General features: G+C 40.5%; 25 protein-coding genes. 17 read left to right on the top strand and 8 right to left on the bottom strand.

What is annotated here, in order from left to right; all coding sequences use genetic code 11:
- Positions 1-107: 107 nt before the first annotated feature.
- The 4 genes from AABS66_RS05275 to AABS66_RS05260 form a co-directional block, all read right to left on the bottom strand.
- The gene (locus AABS66_RS05275) at positions 108-581 is read right to left on the bottom strand and encodes a replication protein P (RefSeq protein WP_272518177.1); all 474 of its coding nucleotides are present in this window, start codon (positions 579-581) and stop codon (positions 108-110) included.
- Positions 550-1539 (bottom strand): hypothetical protein, encoded by a 990-nt coding sequence (locus AABS66_RS05270; protein WP_338565110.1) that lies wholly within the window; start codon positions 1537-1539, stop codon positions 550-552. The genes AABS66_RS05275 and AABS66_RS05270 overlap by 32 nt, the downstream gene beginning before the upstream one ends.
- Before the next feature lie 11 nt (positions 1540-1550).
- Positions 1551-1736 (bottom strand): hypothetical protein, encoded by a 186-nt coding sequence (locus AABS66_RS05265; RefSeq protein WP_117162272.1) that lies wholly within the window; start codon positions 1734-1736, stop codon positions 1551-1553.
- A 127-nt stretch (positions 1737-1863) separates the two neighbouring features.
- Positions 1864-2085 carry a hypothetical protein gene (locus tag AABS66_RS05260; protein WP_061063965.1) on the bottom strand — a complete coding sequence of 74 codons (222 nt, stop codon included), beginning with the start codon at positions 2083-2085 and terminating at the stop codon, positions 1864-1866.
- 144 nt (positions 2086-2229) lie between these two features.
- On the opposite strand from AABS66_RS05260, the gene AABS66_RS05255 reads away from it, so the two are divergent.
- The 16 genes from AABS66_RS05255 to AABS66_RS05180 all read left to right on the top strand — a co-directional run bounded on the left by AABS66_RS05255 (position 2230) and on the right by AABS66_RS05180 (position 9662).
- Complete coding sequence (locus AABS66_RS05255; RefSeq protein WP_181488008.1) at positions 2230-2829, top strand: helix-turn-helix domain-containing protein; 600 nt, start codon at positions 2230-2232, stop codon at positions 2827-2829.
- Between the two features lie 329 nt (positions 2830-3158).
- On the top strand, positions 3159-3323 hold the full coding sequence (locus AABS66_RS05250; protein WP_172767124.1) for a hypothetical protein: 165 nt from the start codon (positions 3159-3161) through the stop codon (positions 3321-3323).
- Positions 3295-5022 carry a PD-(D/E)XK nuclease-like domain-containing protein gene (locus AABS66_RS05245; protein ID WP_430224651.1) on the top strand — a complete coding sequence of 576 codons (1728 nt, stop codon included), beginning with the start codon at positions 3295-3297 and terminating at the stop codon, positions 5020-5022. Before AABS66_RS05250 ends, AABS66_RS05245 begins: the two co-directional genes overlap by 29 nt.
- A 55-nt stretch (positions 5023-5077) precedes the next feature.
- The gene (locus AABS66_RS05240) at positions 5078-6178 is read left to right on the top strand and encodes a RecT family recombinase (protein WP_430224650.1); all 1101 of its coding nucleotides are present in this window, start codon (positions 5078-5080) and stop codon (positions 6176-6178) included.
- A gap of 40 nt (positions 6179-6218) precedes the next feature.
- Positions 6219-6521, top strand: coding sequence for a hypothetical protein (locus AABS66_RS05235; RefSeq protein WP_430224649.1), 303 nt, complete (start codon positions 6219-6221; stop codon positions 6519-6521).
- 35 nt (positions 6522-6556) lie between these two features.
- On the top strand, positions 6557-6718 hold the full coding sequence (locus tag AABS66_RS05230; protein ID WP_181489734.1) for a hypothetical protein: 162 nt from the start codon (positions 6557-6559) through the stop codon (positions 6716-6718).
- A 40-nt stretch (positions 6719-6758) separates the two neighbouring features.
- Positions 6759-7019 carry an antitoxin gene (locus AABS66_RS05225; RefSeq protein ID WP_430224648.1) on the top strand — a complete coding sequence of 87 codons (261 nt, stop codon included), beginning with the start codon at positions 6759-6761 and terminating at the stop codon, positions 7017-7019.
- Positions 7020-7048: 29 nt separating this feature from the next.
- Positions 7049-7222: a DUF7167 family protein gene (locus AABS66_RS05220; RefSeq protein WP_430224647.1), complete on the top strand. Its 174-nt coding sequence runs from the start codon at positions 7049-7051 to the stop codon at positions 7220-7222.
- Positions 7223-7232: 10 nt separating this feature from the next.
- A complete protein-coding gene (locus AABS66_RS05215; RefSeq protein ID WP_166686746.1) occupies positions 7233-7526 on the top strand; it encodes a hypothetical protein in 294 nt (97 codons plus the stop codon).
- On the top strand, positions 7523-7813 hold the full coding sequence (locus AABS66_RS05210) for a hypothetical protein (protein ID WP_430224646.1): 291 nt from the start codon (positions 7523-7525) through the stop codon (positions 7811-7813). Before AABS66_RS05215 ends, AABS66_RS05210 begins: the two co-directional genes overlap by 4 nt.
- 152 nt (positions 7814-7965) lie before the next feature.
- Positions 7966-8145, top strand: coding sequence for a hypothetical protein (locus AABS66_RS05205; RefSeq protein ID WP_430224645.1), 180 nt, complete (start codon positions 7966-7968; stop codon positions 8143-8145).
- A complete protein-coding gene (locus AABS66_RS05200; RefSeq protein WP_430224644.1) occupies positions 8135-8299 on the top strand; it encodes a hypothetical protein in 165 nt (54 codons plus the stop codon). Before AABS66_RS05205 ends, AABS66_RS05200 begins: the two co-directional genes overlap by 11 nt.
- Positions 8292-8657, top strand: coding sequence for a phage protein NinX family protein (locus AABS66_RS05195; RefSeq protein WP_430224643.1), 366 nt, complete (start codon positions 8292-8294; stop codon positions 8655-8657). The genes AABS66_RS05200 and AABS66_RS05195 overlap by 8 nt, the downstream gene beginning before the upstream one ends.
- Entirely contained in the window at positions 8617-8844 is a 228-nt protein-coding gene (locus AABS66_RS05190) for a hypothetical protein (RefSeq protein ID WP_430224642.1), read from the top strand. Before AABS66_RS05195 ends, AABS66_RS05190 begins: the two co-directional genes overlap by 41 nt.
- Complete coding sequence (locus AABS66_RS05185; RefSeq protein ID WP_430224641.1) at positions 8831-9484, top strand: MT-A70 family methyltransferase; 654 nt, start codon at positions 8831-8833, stop codon at positions 9482-9484. The genes AABS66_RS05190 and AABS66_RS05185 overlap by 14 nt, the downstream gene beginning before the upstream one ends.
- Positions 9477-9662 (top strand): hypothetical protein, encoded by a 186-nt coding sequence (locus AABS66_RS05180; RefSeq protein WP_430224639.1) that lies wholly within the window; start codon positions 9477-9479, stop codon positions 9660-9662. Before AABS66_RS05185 ends, AABS66_RS05180 begins: the two co-directional genes overlap by 8 nt.
- Before the next feature lie 5 nt (positions 9663-9667).
- Here the strand turns inward: AABS66_RS05180 and AABS66_RS05175 are convergent, their stop codons facing one another.
- The 3 genes from AABS66_RS05175 to guaB form a co-directional block, all read right to left on the bottom strand.
- Positions 9668-10873 carry a tyrosine-type recombinase/integrase gene (locus AABS66_RS05175; RefSeq protein WP_430224638.1) on the bottom strand — a complete coding sequence of 402 codons (1206 nt, stop codon included), beginning with the start codon at positions 10871-10873 and terminating at the stop codon, positions 9668-9670.
- Positions 10874-11091: 218 nt separating this feature from the next.
- Positions 11092-12669 (bottom strand): glutamine-hydrolyzing GMP synthase, encoded by a 1578-nt coding sequence (gene guaA, locus AABS66_RS05170; protein ID WP_206086582.1) that lies wholly within the window; start codon positions 12667-12669, stop codon positions 11092-11094.
- An 84-nt stretch (positions 12670-12753) separates the two neighbouring features.
- Complete coding sequence (gene guaB / locus AABS66_RS05165; RefSeq protein WP_206086581.1) at positions 12754-14220, bottom strand: IMP dehydrogenase; 1467 nt, start codon at positions 14218-14220, stop codon at positions 12754-12756.
- A gap of 171 nt (positions 14221-14391) precedes the next feature.
- On the opposite strand from guaB, the gene xseA reads away from it, so the two are divergent.
- Positions 14392-15768 (top strand): exodeoxyribonuclease VII large subunit, encoded by a 1377-nt coding sequence (xseA, locus tag AABS66_RS05160; protein ID WP_430224637.1) that lies wholly within the window; start codon positions 14392-14394, stop codon positions 15766-15768.
- Positions 15769-15822: 54 nt separating this feature from the next.
- Here the strand turns inward: xseA and AABS66_RS05155 are convergent, their stop codons facing one another.
- On the bottom strand, positions 15823-18084 hold the full coding sequence (locus AABS66_RS05155; protein WP_430224635.1) for a TonB-dependent receptor: 2262 nt from the start codon (positions 18082-18084) through the stop codon (positions 15823-15825).
- Between the last annotated feature and the right edge of the window lie 54 nt (positions 18085-18138).

Here is an 18138-nt window from a genome sequence, read left to right as displayed (position 1 = left end):
TAACGCTCTACATTTGATTTTCACATTCAACCTATGGGATTTATCATCCTGCACATCAAAAACGCCTGTATGTTAATCCTGCTAACGATTTTGATAACCTTTGAATCTTATTGTGTCCGTTGTTTACCTTTTTCAATTATATCCATCCAGGCAGGACGAGGTTTTGATTTATCAGCAAGCCTTAGAGTTGGCTTTGGTATTTTTCCACCAGCGGCTACCTTCTCAGACCATTCAAGCAATGATTTCTTCAAGGTCTTTTCAACTTCTGGCTCGGTCATGCGGAGATCAATCATCTTTCTGCGCGTATCTGTAAATATCCAATACTGAACATGATGGCGGTATGGGTACATTTCAGCGCTGTCATACATGCCACGATCACGACAATAGCGTTTCCAGTCAGTAAGCATCACATCAAACGGAATACCAAAAGGGTTTTGCTTAACAGAGTCATCAGATAACGCGACAATCACGTCTGATAGTTCCGGTGGCCATGGATTGCCATTCATGCAGCGGTCGATACAGAATTTAAATAGTCCGTCCAGTTGCTGGTCACTCAATGCGCTTAGCGCTTGTTTCCACATCAATGACGGTTCCGCTCCATTCTTGTTGGTCCATTTGTCCCCATACAGCTCCGTCAGTTTGAGCCAAAGAGTCGAGATATTCCTGTCCGTGCTTTGCCCTGATTGCGTGTTCGACTTTCTGAACTGCTCTCGATTTCCCCGCAGCTGGATCAAATTTGAATTCGCTTGTCCCATAATCATCACCTTTTAATGCAAATAAGCCCTGCCAGCCATTTGATATTGACTGGAATACAATTCTTGCTTGTGTGTCTTTGTTCCCACCAGATAGGTTTAACAACTTTGTGATTGCCGCCTTTAGGCTCCTTTCTGATTTATCGTATGCTGTTAGTTTTAACTCCTTGCGGTACTGCATCCATTCTTCCCATGCTTCTAGGTTCAATTCATTTGGATATTCAAAATCATTAACCTTAACTTTTTTAACTTTGGGGGGTATGGGGGGTTTTACTTTCTGTTCCTGTTCTTGCTCCTGTTCCTGCTCTTGGCTTCCAAGGGTCTTTGAAGCCCCTCCGAAGCCCCTTTCATTTTTTACTGATGATTCACGCTTTTCCGTCAGGTTAAAACTTGATTCATATTTATCGTAAAACTCTGATAAAAATAGATTTTTAGGCTGACTTTCATACTCTCTTTGTATGCCTATGCATCGGTTATCTGATGGTTTTAATGACGTGGCTATTTGATACTTTGCCATTTCGACAACCCAAACAACTTCCGCAGTTTCGTCATAGTGGCAAAAACCCGATTCAACACACCTTTGAAGCCCCTTTGAAGCCCCTTCTAAGCCCAATCCTGTTTCATGCGCAATATAGATAATTGGTAGGTAATACATACCGATCATGTTTGCGTGCGGGTTCGTAAGCAGGTACATCGACACAATAAGAGCCTCATGCCCTTTCTCTCGGATCTCCTTACCCGTTTTTCCAATCCAAAATTGCGGAGAAACCTTTCCGTAATCACGCATACAAACACCACTCACTTAGCATTGATAATTAATTGCTTTAATGTTGACCTATACTCCATGGAGCTTTCGTAGTTACATGTAACGCAAGCACCATTAGCAACATAACGCTCAGCAATATGACCGTTTTTACATTTCTTACCTGTGAAATAGCGCAGCTTGCCTTGAGAAGCAGCTTCCATTCTTGACGTAACTTTCACGTTTTGACCTCATTATGTTGTGTGACTTGGTATGAGATTACACAGCAATAAAAAATAAATCAACCATAAAAGATCTATTGTTTATCACGCCAATCAAAAAAAGACCGCTTTCGCGGCCTAGTGAGATTTACTTCATAAATTTGTCTGCTATTTGGTCTAACGTTAGCTCTATACCGAATGAGTTAAGCGCTTTCTGTAACCGCTTAGCTGTCTGTAATGACACGCTACGGCTGCAATAGCGTAGATGAATGGAAATATACTGAACGGTCAGGTTTGCGCTGTCTGCAAATTGCTGGCGCTCACGTTTAGATAGACCATTCCAGAATGTTTTGAAGTCTGTAAATGCCATATTAACCACCTAAAAAGATAAACATCAATCAAGATTTGAAATAATGATAAACAAATTGGGAATTTACCTCAAAGGTTAATTTGATATTTAATAGATAAACAGAATAAACAATATCGAACAAAATAAACGCAAGGGAAAAATACAGTGAAAAGCATTCAGGATATCAGAAGAGACAATCTTGTCTTTGTGATAGAAAAGCATTACGAAGGGAAACAGAAGAGCCTAGCGGCAGCGCTTGGTTGTGCTCCTAATGTTATTTCTCGTTATTTAATGTCCTCTGACATGAAAAGCCATCGTTCGCTTAGCGATCCTATTGCTAGAAAGATTGAGCACCTTACCAAGCTACCTAAGTATTACATGGACAAGGATCACTTGAATGTGCCTGCTGAACAGATTGCAGATGAGTTAGCACGCCAGCCTACCGACATTGGGCGCATACTTGGGGATAACATCACAACATTTATGCTAATTGATGGCTTTAAATCACAGGCCCAGTTGTCAGTTAAATCCGGTTTAGGCCAAGCCACTGTAAACCGCATTATTAAGAATGAGTCCAGTGCTACTGTTGATAGCGTTGCTGCTATTGCGGAAGCCTTAGGTCGTAAGCCATACGAATTACTCATGTCTAAAGATGATTCAGATGTCCTTCATTACGATCATAAAAAATTTGCGGCATTGCCATTATGTGAGAAAGAAAAGATACAAGACTTTATTGAGTTTATTATTAGTAAAAACGAAAAGTAAAACAAAGCATTACATTTATAGCCAGCCTCGAGCTGGCTTTTTTATTTACAGAAAAGATAAACACTCTGGTTATTTATTTGTTTTTAACAGTTGACAACTGTCTTTTATGGTTTATTCTTTATCCCATATTAACCCACAAGGTTAATGCTCTTTAACAATACAGAATGGCTATCACACTCCTAAATTCTGTGAGCCGCAGAATGTCTTAGCTAACCCGTAGATTCGGAATGCAAGATTTGGACAGTGACAATATTAATCAATCTAGCTGTTTTAGCTGGATTTTTTTCACGCCACAAACATAAACAATTTGTTTATCTAAGGTGATTGAAATGATGTTTTTTATCGAAAATGGTTTTCATGTATTTATCGTACGTGGAAAAAGACAAGAATTCATAAACTTTAAAGATGGTATCGAGTGGGCTTTCGTCACTTGGATAGCAATTCAAACCGACAAGGAATTATCTAATGAGCAATCAAGAACAAGAGCAATTTGACCAACGCAAATTAAGCAACATTGTTAGCGCAATCTTAATGGCCAATGACATTAACACGCCTGAAAATATTGATAAGCTAACTAATCACTTAAACAAAACAGCCACTAGCGAAGAATTTGAACCGTTCGAAAAGGTAGCTTTTGAGTTAAGCATAACCACCACATCAACGCCAAAGCTGATGTTTCTGCATGATAACGACATTATCAACGCTTACATTCATGTCATTAAGAACCCTGAAAAATTCCGCTCTAATGTTGACCGTAAAAAATACTTCCAGTCTTTGGTTTCACCTAATAAAGAAGAAGTTACCGAACCTACTAAACCTGATGTGATTACTCACGCGAGTGAAGATAAACAACCCGGTAATGCAGAACCAGAAATTATTGAAGAATGCCCCGTAAATGAACCACCTTACTTTGAACCTGGGCGTTACCCTGATATCCCTAATGATGTTTATCACAGCTCAAACGGTATCAGTAGTTCAATGCTGAAAGATGCTCGTATAAGCCTGATGTATTACAACCTCAGACATGTAAGCAAAATCATTCTTCGTGAAAATAAACGCTGTTTTGATTTAGGTAGTGCGTTTCATACATTAACAATGGAGCCTGAAAAATTCGGTTCTGAATTTAGTGTTCGCCCTTCTATTCCAGAGGGAGCATTTACAAACACTGAATCAATGACGAAATGGATTGATGAATATAATGCTGGTTTACCTCAACCACGCAGCACTGACGAGCTAAAAGCAATAATTGAAGCTCATAACGCAACACTACCAGCACCATTACCGTTATCTGGCTCAGTTGAGGAAATTGGCGGGCTATATGCTGATTTACCTGATGAATTTAGAAAAATACCTGAATCAGATAAACACACCGCAGCCGCAATGAAAGCATGTATTAAAGAGTTTAACGCAACACTACCAGAGCCATTAAAAACATCTGGAAGTCGTGATTTTTTACTCAATCAAGTTTACGCAATTAATCCTGATTTATGGGGCGAGGAAATTAGTAAACCTGAACCTCTCAAAAAATCAGGCAAGAAAGAAGAAATTGCAGCATCAATTAAAGCGATTAAACCAGATGCAATATTTGAAGATGATTTAATCAGCGCTTGGAGAGGTGACGAAACTAAAATTCAAGTTGAAACAATTGATTTTCAAACTGCTAAAGACATGCGTGATGCTGTAATAAATCATCCTGAGGCTAGCGCGTTAATCAACCATCCAAACCGAGTTTCAGAAGTTAGTTATTACGGTGTTGATGATGATACAGGGCTTGAAACAAGAGTTAGGCCAGATATTGAAATTCAACTGAATGATAATCATCGAATTGGCTTTGATTTGAAATCCGTCTCTCTTGGTCGATTTAAACAAGATGCAATTACATCGATGATCCGTAGGGAAATACTTAATCGCGATTATCACATTAGTGCAGGTATGTATTCAGATATCGCGCAACTTGACCAGTTTTATTGGATATTCGTTAATTCTGATCCTCATTACCACTGGGTTGCCATCGTAGAAGCCTCACCAGAGTTATTAGAGCTCGGTCGTTTGGAGTACAAAAAGACGCTGCGCGATATCAATAATTCAATGAATACTGGCATATGGCCTGCTCCAGTCACCGAAACACTCACCATTAATCTTACTGACTTTGAAACACGTAAGTTAGAAGAACTTCAATTAGAAGAAGCTTAATCCATTCTAGCGCCCTGCTTACTGCGTGGCGCTTATCAATTTAGAGGTAATCATCATGTCAGAAGTGGCAACTATCAATCAAAGTAATAATTTAGTCATGTTTAGCCCTGACAAACTGCAAAGCTTAGTTGAGTTTTCTAAGTTAATGGCTGAGGGAACAGTTACCGTACCAGACCATTTAAGGGGTAAATCATCTGACTGCTTAGCAATTGTCATGCAGGCAATACAATGGGATATGAACCCGTTTGTTGTTGCACAAAAAACCTATACCGTTAACGGCGTCCTTGGTTATGAAGCCCAGTTAATTAACTCCCTAGTTTCTACTTCAACCGCTATTCATGGTCGTTTTCATTATGAATATAGCGAAGGCGGCTGGGAAAAACTCACCAAGAGCAAAGAGCTTACCAAAAATCGAAACGGTAAAGATTATTCGTTTCGTGTCCGTGATTGGACTGATGCCGACGAACACGGATTGTGGATACGTGTAGGTGCTATTTTACGAGGCGATAGCGAAATCACATGGGGGGAACGCATTTATCTATCTAGTGTCGTTACTCGCAATTCACCTTTATGGTCAACAAATCCAAAGCAACAACTTGCTTACCTAGCTGTTAAATATTGGGCGCGACTATATTGCCCGGAAGTGATTCTAGGTGTTTATACCCACGATGAGCTACCAGATGCACCAATCAAAGATGTTACCCCACAAAAAGAGCGTGTAAGCCTTAATGAAATCACTCAGCAAAATGAGCCTGAACAGCATCATGAAGCCACCAGCGGCGATAGCAATGTAATCACAGGTGAGATTGTTGATGATGGTTTTAACCCTGATGAAATACGGCTAGTAATCAACAATGCGATAACACTTGATGAATGCAAAGCTGTTCGTGTACGGATTGAAGACCTGAAAGGCGTGATGGGTACAGCTTTATATACCGAGCTAAAAAACAAATGCGTTCAAGCACATCACCGCATCGATGCAAATAACAACCTTGAGGCACAAATTAACAGCCTGCCTGCTGGTGGTTCACCAGAAGCTAAAGCAGCTTTCGAAAAGGTTTTTCAATTCCTTAACGCCAACAAACGCAAGCTTGGCGATGAGCTGTTCGATTCATTCAGCCTGACACTGAACGACATGAAAGACGAATACCAGTAATAAACTTGATGGTGGGGTCCGCCCCACCTTAGGGGAAATTATGAATTTAGAATCATTAAAATTAGAAATTATTGGCATAGAAGAAATCGGTACCTTTGGCAAAGTTATCTCTTCTGACTTAGTTAAAAAAGTAACTGGTTTAGGAAGAACGGCATTAGATAGCCGTGATAAAGAAGGCATTCTAAGGAAAATCTATCTAGCCCCGCGCAAGCATGTTTATTTGTTGGATGAAGTGAATGCTTATTTAGATAGCTGCATCACCAATCCAACCATGTACAAAGAAGACGAAGAAAACATAAAACAAGCCAGACAAGCACCCGGTGCAAAAAAGGCTAAGCAATAGCCCTTCCCTATGTGATTTAACCAAAGGATATAACCATGAGTACGCCAAATAAACTGCAAAATTTTATTTATTACCTAACGAAAGACGCTGCCAGAGATTCATTTGAAGAATGGCTAGAAGAAAATGAAATTAGTGATGACGAATACGACGAAATAAAAGAATGGTTTAAACAATTCGATATTAAGCCATACGTTTAATCCAAGGATATATTTGCAAGGATGCAAACAGGAGATAGATATGAAAACAGAATACATTTACATCTGCGCTCAAGCTTGGTGTAACGACCAAGGCAGCGGCATTAATTACTACACCGACTATCAAAGGTTCGATAACCGTAACGATGCCATTAAAAATGGATGGCAACAGCGTGAATCTGATGATTTTAATATCGGAGTTTTAGTTAATGGGCGTTTGGTATCAGTTGATTGGATGGCTAAGCCTGTCACTACCAACCCTGAATCATTGCTCAAAATTGAAGATGAATTAGGAATAATTTAACTCGCAGGGATGCAATAAGAGGAATGAATATGAGTAAGCAGATGGTTTTAGTTGTAAGGACAAATAAGGTTGGCTCTGATTCTGAAACAGGTTTAGGAATGACCGAAGATGAATGGAACCAATTAACTGAATCTGAGCAAGGTGTAATTGTTAGTGATGCAATAGAGTCACTTATTGATTACTGGGTGCAGCCAGAGGATTAAAGGTGGAGTGATGGATAAGTCAATTATTAATTTCCTGCAAGAAGATGATTTGAATAATTTAAAACGATTCAATGAAACTTGCGAAGATAGCCAGCCATATGATGTACCAAAAGATAAAATGCAACGCTTAGCTGAATTAGGCGTCGTTCGTCGCCATAGTAAAAATTATTACAGCATTACTAGTTTTGGTATGTATTTATTAAACCAGAATGACGAGTTATATAAATTACCACTTAAAACTGAATCAGATTATAACGCTGACTTTACATTTAGTTTAGCTAATAAAATTAGAGGGTCATCATGATGGATAAATCAAGGCAGCAATTTGAAGAAGAGTTTAAGAAACGAGTCGAGTTACCTACAAGTGACATATTTAAAATAAATGATGACACTGGTGAATATTATTATATGACTCCTCGTCAAGCGTGGTATTGGTGGCAAGCATCACGCGAGAGTTTAATTAATAGCTTGGAGCCTGTTGGTTACGCTGCCGAAATTGATATTAATGAAATTGAAATATACGGTCAGCTATTTTTAAATGAAGACCCTACAGAAGAAACTAATATCCCACTCTACCGCCTAGATAAATAACAATGCAAATAATCGGATATGTATTACTCATGCTAATACAGGGTTCTGCTGTGCCTGTATCTGAGCAATATACACACAGCAAGAATGCGAGAGCCGTGCTATGCAGATAATGCAGGTGCGGGATGTTGAGATTAAGTGTGGCGAGGTATGGAATGAAAGGTAAATATTATGCTGGATTAGAAAATTATAGAGATTGCATTGAAATAGAACCTACAATAAAGGATTGCTTTGTTTTAAATGTTCCGTCTTGGAATATGGATGTAACAAAACAAGACTTAATTGATATCAGAGATACGATTAATAAAATATTAGAGGATGATAATGAAATTTAAAGTCGGCGATAAAGTTAAAATTAAACCGTGGGATATCAAAGCAACCATTTATACCATTGACGATAAAGATGCCGTATTACCTTATTTAGTTGAAGATGAAGATGGTCAAACGTCATGGTGGCTTGAAGAAGAGTTGGAGTTAATCAATGAATAAATACACCGAACTATCTGACTTCGAGATTAATAAAAAGGTTGCTGAGAGGTTATTCCTTAAATTTAGCGACTGTTATTCAGTAATACTTGTTGATGGTGAGTCATTCGACCCATGCAACAACCCCGCCGATGCAATGGTGATTATTATTGATTATGGGATATCCCTAATTTTTGACACCGGGTGTAAGGCATGGGTGGCGGGTATTGCTTATTGGGTGGATGGTTGCGAGTGGCAAATAAGTTACGAGGTGGAAAGAATGAATCAATACCGCGCTGCCATGGAATTATTCCTATTAATGAAGGATGCGGAGAATAACAATGAAACAAGTTCAAGCAATGACGACGCTAGTATTAATTGATGGCGTTACTTATCAAGTAGCATTACCAAAACAATATGTTTCTCTTCAGGCTAAGCAAGCATTGATGTTTGCTCAAGAGTTCGGCGGTGTAATTATCCCATGTACGTTTACTCACATAAAGCCAATGGAAGCTGATGGATTGCCATTTAATATAAGTGATAGTGGAGCGGAGAATGAAAAAATATGACCTTATTTATTGCGACCCACCTTGGCAATACAGCAATAAAGTTTCCAACGGTGCCGCAAATAATCACTACCAAACCACCAGCCTATTCGATTTAAAACACCTACCCGTTCATACCATCGCCGCAGATAATGCAGTACTTGCTATGTGGTACACAGGAAATTTTGTGCAAGAAGCATTTGAGTTAGCCAAAGCATGGGGCTTCACCGTACGCACGTCAAAAGCATTTACATGGGTTAAATTCAACTCACTGGCTCATGAACGTTTTGATAAAGCCCTGCAAAATGGAACCTTATTTGATTTTAATGACATGCTGGATCTACTCAATGCTGAAACCAAAATGAATGGTGGCAACTATACCAGAGCCAATAGCGAGGATGTATTAATCGCTACTCGCGGCAATGGATTAGAACGCATGAGCGCCAGCGTTAAACAGGTTGTGTTTAGCTGCTTAGGTGAACATAGCCAAAAGCCGTGGGAGGTTAAAAATAGGCTTGAGCAGTTATACGGCGATGTTAGTCGCATTGAGTTATTTGCGCGTGACATGTCACAGGGTTGGGATGCTTGGGGCAACGAATGCCCGAATAACAGCATTGAACTTACTGGGCCACAATTTATAACCAAGGAGGCTACCGTTGATTGAGCTCATTTTGATAGCGTACGCATGGATTGCAGGATATATCTTCTCTGTAATTGGTGCAGAAAACGATAGCCGCCCAGTAATTATTGAGCGGCTTTTTTATTCCATATTCTGGCTGGTGGTTGGTGCATCGATGCTATCGACTTTACTGTCCACAAAAGTTTTAGGCTCAGAAAAATAAACCTATTAAATTTTACCCTTCTCTTTCTCTATCCAACCATCCACCATATTAGCCCACTGCTGTAACATATCGCGGCGCTGCTCTGCATATTCTGCTTTGTTATAAACAGCACGTACGCCTTTTTGTTCGTGGGCTAAACACTTCTCTATCCAGTCAGAATTAAAGCCAGCTTCATGCAACAGTGTGCTGGCTGTTCTTCTCAAATCATGCACCGTCAACGGCTCAAAATTAATCCCTTTATCATTAAGGCGCTTAATGACACCAGTGATCACATTGTTTAATGACGCATTAGACATATGCTTGCTAATATCATGTCTTCCCGGTATCAAATATTCACTTCCCATAGCGCAGGCCTTTAACCCAATGAGGATATCGTAGGCTTGCTCAGATAAATAAATTACGTGTGCCCTTCTTCCTTTCATCCTCGCCTTAGGTATGACCCAAGCCCTTTCCTCAAAATCTATTTCACTCCATGTCGCCTTTATAAACTCGCTTTTTCTAACCAACGTTAATATCACAAACTTAACCGCTAATTTAAGTGTTGGGTAACAGCTATAATTTTCTAACTCATTAAAAAATATCCCGACCTCTTTAGCTGTCATTGCCCTATCGCGCGCCTCAAATGTAGCGATGGATGAAGCTTTAATACTGCTAACAGGATTTTCTATCTCATAGCCACGATCGATAACGTAGTCGAACACAGAGCCAACAATTTCACGTATCTGCAAAGCCGTTGACTTGCCGCCACGCTCTTTAATTTTTTCACATAAGGCCCTAACCTTTTGTGTCGTGATTTCTTCTAGCTGTAGTTTACCCAGTGTTGGGTATAAATCCCTTTCGACAATGGCAGTCTTCATATCTAGCGTGCTGTCTGCGAAACGGGTTTCTGATAGGTATTTGACGGTATAGTCTTTCAGGGTTAACCCTACTTTACGCTTTGTAATACCGTCTCGCTTCTGTGAAGCTGGTGATACGCCTGCGTTCAGCGTCTTTTTGGCATCGATTAGCATTTCTCTTGCTTCTGCAAGGGTAATACCGTCATCGCTGTAACGTCCAAACGTTATCGTTTCTCTACGCCCGTTAAAGCGGTAGTCATATCTAAATGATATGGAACCAGTTTTTGTAACAGCGACATACAAACCATCACGATCAGCTACTTTATAAAGCTTATCTTCTGGCTTTAAGCTCTTTAATTTTTTATCGGTTAACACGTCGGTATTCCTTTGCGTGATACCGTCATTTTTATATTTTTAGCGACGGTATTAAGTTATTAATTTAGTCATTATTATTTCTGATACCGTCATATATACCGTCAAAATTATCGGCAATTGTCAACTACTAAAGACTGTTAAAAACAAAAAGGCACCAGTAACTAACTGATGCCTTTGGATTTATCAATAACTAAAAACTGTTATCAACAATAACTATATTATTCCCACTCAATCGTCGCAGGTGGCTTGCCGCTGATATCATAAACCACGCGGGAAATACCATTAACCTCATTGATGATGCGGTTAGAAACGCGGCCTAAGAAATCATATGGTAAGTGTGCCCAATGAGCAGTCATAAAGTCGATGGTTTCAACTGCACGCAGTGAAACAACCCAGTCATATTTACGGCCATCGCCCATAACGCCAACAGAGCGAACAGGTAAGAACACAGTGAATGCTTGGCTAACTTTATGATATAAGTCAGCTTTATGCAGCTCTTCGATAAAGATAGCATCTGCACGGCGCAGTAAGTCACAGTACTCTTTCTTCACTTCACCTAATACACGAACCCCTAAACCTGGGCCTGGGAATGGGTGACGATATAACATGTCATAAGGTAGGCCTAACTCTAAGCCAATTTTACGCACTTCGTCTTTGAACAGCTCTTTTAACGGCTCCACTAAGCCAAGTTTCATGTCATCTGGCAATCCACCCACATTGTGGTGAGATTTAATGACGTGTGCTTTACCAGTTGCAGATGCTGCTGACTCAATAACGTCTGGGTAGATAGTCCCTTGTGCTAACCACTTGATATTTGGTAATTTAGATGACTCTTCATCGAAAACTTCAATAAACACATGACCAATTTTCTTACGTTTCGCTTCAGGATCGCTGATCCCCGCTAAGGCGTTTAAGAAACGATCTTCCGCTTTAGCATGGATAATGTTCAGGTCAAATTTACCTGCAAACATTTCCATCACTTGGTCTGCTTCGTTTAAACGTAATAAGCCGTTATCAACAAACACGCACGTTAAGCGTTTACCAATAGCGCGGTTTAACAGTAAAGCGGTAACTGAAGAATCAACACCACCTGACAATGCCAGCAATACGTGGTCATCACCGATTTGCTCTTTCAAGCGCGCAACAGTGTCTTCGATAATTGCAGCAGGTGTCCATAATGCTTCACATTGACAAATATCTTTGACGAAACGGGATAAAATATTTAAACCTTGATGAGTGTGAGTTACTTCTGGGTGGAACTGTACACCGTAGAATTTTTTCTCTTCGTTTGCCATGATGGCATACGGGCAGCTTGGTGTGCTTGCAATCGTTTTGAAGTCCGCAGGGATAGCCGTTACTTTGTCGCCATGGCTCATCCACACGTCTAAAACAGGTTTGCCCGCTTCATTGAGAGAGTCTTTGATATCGCGGAATAATTCACATTGTTCAGTGATTTCAACGTTTGCGTAACCAAACTCACGTTCACCTGAAACTTCAACAGCACCACCCAGTTGCATTGACATGGTTTGCATGCCATAGCAAATTCCTAATACAGGTACGCCTGCGTTGAAGACGTAGTCGGGTGCTCGTGGGCTATCATTCTCAGTCGTACTTTCTGGGCCACCAGAAAGAATAATACCATTTGGATTAAATTCTCGAATTTGCTCTTCTGTAACGTCCCACGCCCAGAGTTCACAATAAACGCCAATTTCACGGATACGGCGGGCAATCAGCTGTGTATATTGCGAACCGAAGTCAAGGATAAGGATGCGATGCTTATGGATATTTGTTGTCATTTGAGGAGAATTCCAAAAATTCAAGTCAAAAATAAAAATTGGTGATGTGCAATACATCAACACACCACCCTGTAAAGTTATCGGTTATTGTCCCAAACGATAGTTTGGTGATTCTTTGGTGATAGTCACATCATGTACGTGGCTCTCTTGAATACCCGCGCCACTGATGCGGACAAATTCCGCTTTTGTTCTCAGTGCGTCAATGGTACCACAACCCGTCAGCCCCATACAGGAACGTAAACCACCCATTTGCTGGTGAATGATTTCTTTCAGGCGACCTTTATAGGCAACACGGCCTTCGATGCCTTCTGGTACTAATTTGTCTGCTGCGTTATCAGATTGGAAATAACGGTCTGAAGAGCCTTTAGACATTGCCCCTAATGAGCCCATACCACGGTATGCTTTGTAAGTACGGCCTTGGAACAGGATAGTTTCACCCGGAGATTCTTCAGTCCCTGCGAACATCGAACCCACCATCACACACGCAGCACCCGCTGCAATCGCTTTGGAGATATCACCAGAGAAACGAATACCACCATCAGCAATAACTGGAATACCCGTGCCTTCAAGTGCTTCTGCAGCTTCAGCGATTGCAGTAATTTGTGGTACACCAACACCCGTTACGATACGCGTAGTACAAATAGAGCCAGGGCCAATACCGACTTTCACTGCGCTCACGCCTGCATCTGCTAACGCTTTTGCGCCTTCAGCTGTTGCAACGTTACCACCAATGATTTGTAAGTCAGGGTATTTTTGGCGAGTTTCACGAATGCGTTGTAATACACCTTCAGAGTGGCCGTGTGAAGAGTCTATCAGTAAGACGTCTACACCAGCTGCAACCAGCGCATCAATACGCTCTTCATTGCCACCACCAGCACCAACCGCAGCACCAACACGTAAACGACCTTGCTCGTCTTTACATGCGTTTGGTTTACGTTCTGCTTTCTGGAAGTCTTTAACGGTGATCATCCCTAACAGATGGAAGTTATCGTCGATGACTAAGGCTTTTTCTACGCGTTTTTCATGCATTTTTTGTAATACGATTTCGCGTGCTTCACCTTCTTTGACGGTAACTAAACGCTCTTTTGGCGTCATAACCGCGGTAACCGGTTGGTCTAAATCTGTCACGAAACGCACATCACGGCCTGTAATGATACCGACTAATGAATTGTCTTTCGCCACCACTGGGTAACCTGCGAAACCATTACGTTCAGCCATTTCTTGCACTTCGCGGATAGTGGTATCTGGGGTAACGGTGACAGGGTCTGTGACAACACCACTTTCATGTTTTTTCACGCGGCGAACTTCTTCCGCTTGACGCTCGATAGACATGTTCTTGTGGATAAAGCCAATCCCACCTTCTTGAGCCAAGGCGATTGCAAGGTCAGATTCAGTGACGGTGTCCATTGCTGCAGAAAGCATTGGAATGTTCAGGCGGATGTTTGCAGTCAGTTGAGTAGAGAGATCAGCTGTATTTGGTAATACTGTTGAGTGTGCAGGAACGAGTAATACGTCGTCGAAAGTTAGTGCTTCTTTTTTAATGCGTAACATAGGCAATATCCCACCAGGCAGCGTTATGGAAAGGTATAAAATATTGCCGCGGCATTATACACACCGTAATCGGTTGCTTCCAGCCTTTTTTTGAAAAATTACTTGATAACTCCGATAGCTAGGTTAGTATTTAGCGATTAAGTCCTTGTTTTAAAATTTGATCTGGCTCACATGTCGACTTCACAAAATAGTGCAATTTTTTCTGTTAGTAAGCTTAACCTTGCCGTGCGCGAACTTCTTGATCAGCAAATGGGGCGGATATGGCTAACTGCAGAAATTTCAAATTTTTCCCAGCCTAGTTCAGGTCATTGGTATCTGACGCTGAAAGATGACCGTGCACAAGTTCGTGCGGCGATGTTCCGTGGGCAAAATGCACGGGTAACCTTCCGTCCTCAAAATGGGCAACAGGTTTTAGTGCGCGCCACTGTCACGCTATATGAACCCCGCGGCGACTACCAGTTAATTATTGAGAGCATGCAACCTGCGGGCGAAGGGTTATTGCAACAACGTTTCGAGTTGCTAAAACAAACGCTAAGCGCGCAAGGTTTATTTGATACACGGCATAAAAAACCGTTACCCAGCCCAGCAAAATCTGTGGGGATTATCACCTCTGCAACGGGTGCGGCTTTGCACGATATTTTAAATATTCTTCGCCGTCGTGACCCTTCACTACCGATTGTTATCTACCCCACGGCGGTTCAAGGGGATCTCGCCCCTGCTCAAATCGCACGTATGATTGAATTAGCAAATTTACGCCGTGAATGTGATGTATTAATTGTTGGCCGCGGTGGCGGTTCATTAGAAGACTTATGGGCGTTTAATGAGGAAATCGTCGCAAGAGCGATATTTTCGAGCCAATTACCCATCATCAGTGCTGTAGGCCATGAAACTGACGTCACCATTGCAGATTATGTGGCGGATGTGAGAGCACCGACACCATCCGCTGCCGCGGAACTGGTCAGTCGTAACCAACAAGAAATGCTCCGCCAGATAAAATCAGCACAACAACACCTTGAAATGGCGATGGACTATTACATCGCAGGGCAACAGCAACGCTTTGCTAAGCTTCATCACCGTTTACAACAGCAACACCCGCAATTACGTTTAGCAAGACAACATAATCAGTTGAATTTATTACAGCAAAAACTTGCACAGTCAATGACTCGTCAATTGCAAACTGCCTCAGTTAAATTTGATAGAGCCAATCGTCGTCTGCAACAAAACGATTTACAACCACAATTGCAAAAACAACAGCGCCACTTACAACAAGTTCAATACCATTTACAAAATATGATGACGCAATTAGTGAACAGTTACAGGCAACGTTTTGCAGTAGCGTGCTCAAAAATGGAAGCTGTTAGCCCATTAGCAACACTGGCTCGTGGCTTTAGCATTAGCGAAGCACCTGATGGCGCAGTTTTGAAAAAAACCACCCAAGTTAAACTGGGACAACAGCTACGTACGCGCTTAAATGATGGTTGGGTAGAAAGTGAAATTACCCATATTGAAAAAGTAAAAGCAAGGCGCGCCACAAGAAAAACAAATTAACTGTTTTATGGGTTTCATCTTTTTAATTTAATGAAACCCATATTTTAACCCTAATTAGAAACGAATTTGCCCACCCAACATATAGGTACGCCCTCTTGCCGTCGCATTGTGTTTACCACGTTCCTCCATAATTGCTGTCGAATTTGAACGGTTTAGTGCATCAGAATAATTTTTATTTGTTACGTTATTTATTGTCATCATCAATTTGACGTTCTTGTTGATTTCATAATCGGTGTATAAATCAATCACGGTTGGCTGCTTTTCATATTTATCTTTTAAAGCATTCCCTTCATTATCTACAATAGATTCAACACCAATACGTTTGGATGGCCCAGTCCATGTAACCGTCGTTCCCAATGTTAACTTTTCATCCAATAAACGGACACCTGAATCTAAAGTTAGATAATAATCAGGTAGTTCCGTAAAATCTCCTGCACTAAAATCTGCGGTTTTCGCAATGGACGTAGGCTGGTCTCCAGTCTCTTTTGTATAAGAAAGCATTGAATAGAATACACCTGCATCATAGTTTGCTTGCAGTTCATAACCACGCAAATTAACGTCTTTTATTTCATTCGAATAGATATAGCTTTTTTGAGTAATATTCGGAAATTCGTTGTCCCAAACATCATCGTTCATCAAACACCATTCTAATTCAACCGCATTTGTTGGCTTACACAATAAATATGGCTTGCTCGTAATGTAATTTTTAATTTTTGTATTAAACCACAACGCTTTCAGATTAAATTGGTCGCCTTCAACAAATAAATCAGGTTTTAAACTGTTAAACCCAACCTGCCACGTATTTGCTCTTTCACCTTTTAAAAATGGGTTCATACTTTGTCCGCCATTTTGCGAATAAAAAACTTCCTGTGAATTTGGTGCCCTCATTGAATGTGCATAACTCACAAAAGGCTGGAATTCAGGTATGATTTCAGCAGAAAGTAATACTCCAGGGTTAAAACCACTCTCTTTTAAGTTAATATTAGCTTCTTCCTGAGGGAAACATTTCTCAGTTTCATCGCAAGCGGGTTTATAACCTTTTAAACGGTAGTGCATATAATTCAAATCAAATACCGCCGTATAAATATCGTATTTCGCTTCTAGTTGCGTATAACCGCTGGATAAATCCAGTATGCCTTCTGGGGAAAAAGGGTTATATTTTAATGTGTCATCATCAATAACTGAGCTTACTGTCTTTTGGTATTTCGTTTTCGATAATTTAGAACCGATTTTCCATTGAAAATCGACATCTCCATAAGAAAATCGGCTCGTATTTGAGATATTAAGGCCATCTGCAATATTTTTAGACCCGCCCTCTCTTAAAGCCCACCCAAGGGAATCCCCTTCAAACTTTTGGTTGCTATTACTGTGGTTTGCCAACACCTCAATATCCACTAGTTCATTTAATGGCGTATATTTATATTTAAGGTAATAATCTTCACTATCAATTTTACGGCGAGTTAATTTATTTTGTAAAAAACGGCCGCTAAACTCTAATTCATGTGTATCATTGGGTTTATATTTTAATTTGGTTAATTGTGATTGAGGCTTTTGTTTGAACGTTGAATCCGTTGCAAAATCATCACTGTCATATCCCGCACCATTTTTATAACTTCCGGGAATATTGTGACCGCTGATGGCAATTAAACCACCAAAATATCCTTCCCCATCATTTAATAATGTTTTTCCTGCAACGGAAACCATACCGTTATAGCCAAGCCCGTTATCTCCCCAACTTCCTTTGCTACGTAGTCCATATAAATTATCTTTAAAAATTACATCATCAATACCAAGAGTACGAAAGTTTGCGCTACCAGCTAAAGCATTCACACTATTACTGCCATTTAATTGCCCTTTTTCTACATCAACTTCAACAATAAAATTAGGGTCAATTAACGCGCCGAAATCATTATTGGGCTGTTGCCCATGCGTGTATTGGCTAGGCGAAATACCGTAGTAACTTTGTGTGACACCATCCACCATCATATTAACGCGACCAAAACCGCTCAGGCCTCGAATATTTACATTAATTGTGCCTTGGCTACCATCCATTTGGGTGTACGTCCCTGGCATAGTACGGATAATTTTATCCATACCTTGTAACTTATTTTCAGTTCCAACAGCACTGTAAGCACCTGGTTTTTCCAGTGCTTTAACCAAAGGCGTTTGTTTTTGCGCACCTGAGACTTTTAATTGGCTAAATTTAACAACCTTTTCTTTACCTTGATTTTCTTGCTGTGTATTTTCAGCGAAAGCAATCCCCTGAGCACCAGTAAAAACCATACTCGCACTCAATATTATTATTTTATTTTTCATTTAAACCATTCCTGTAAACGCAATATTTCTATTCACGCCCACAGTGCATTCCAA

It is taken from the genome of Providencia sp. SP181, from assembly GCF_050446505.1.
Taxonomy (GTDB): Bacteria; Pseudomonadota; Gammaproteobacteria; order Enterobacterales; family Enterobacteriaceae; genus Providencia; species Providencia vermicola.
The sequence above is the reverse complement of the archived record's forward strand: the minus strand, read 5'-3'. Positions and strand labels throughout refer to the sequence as shown.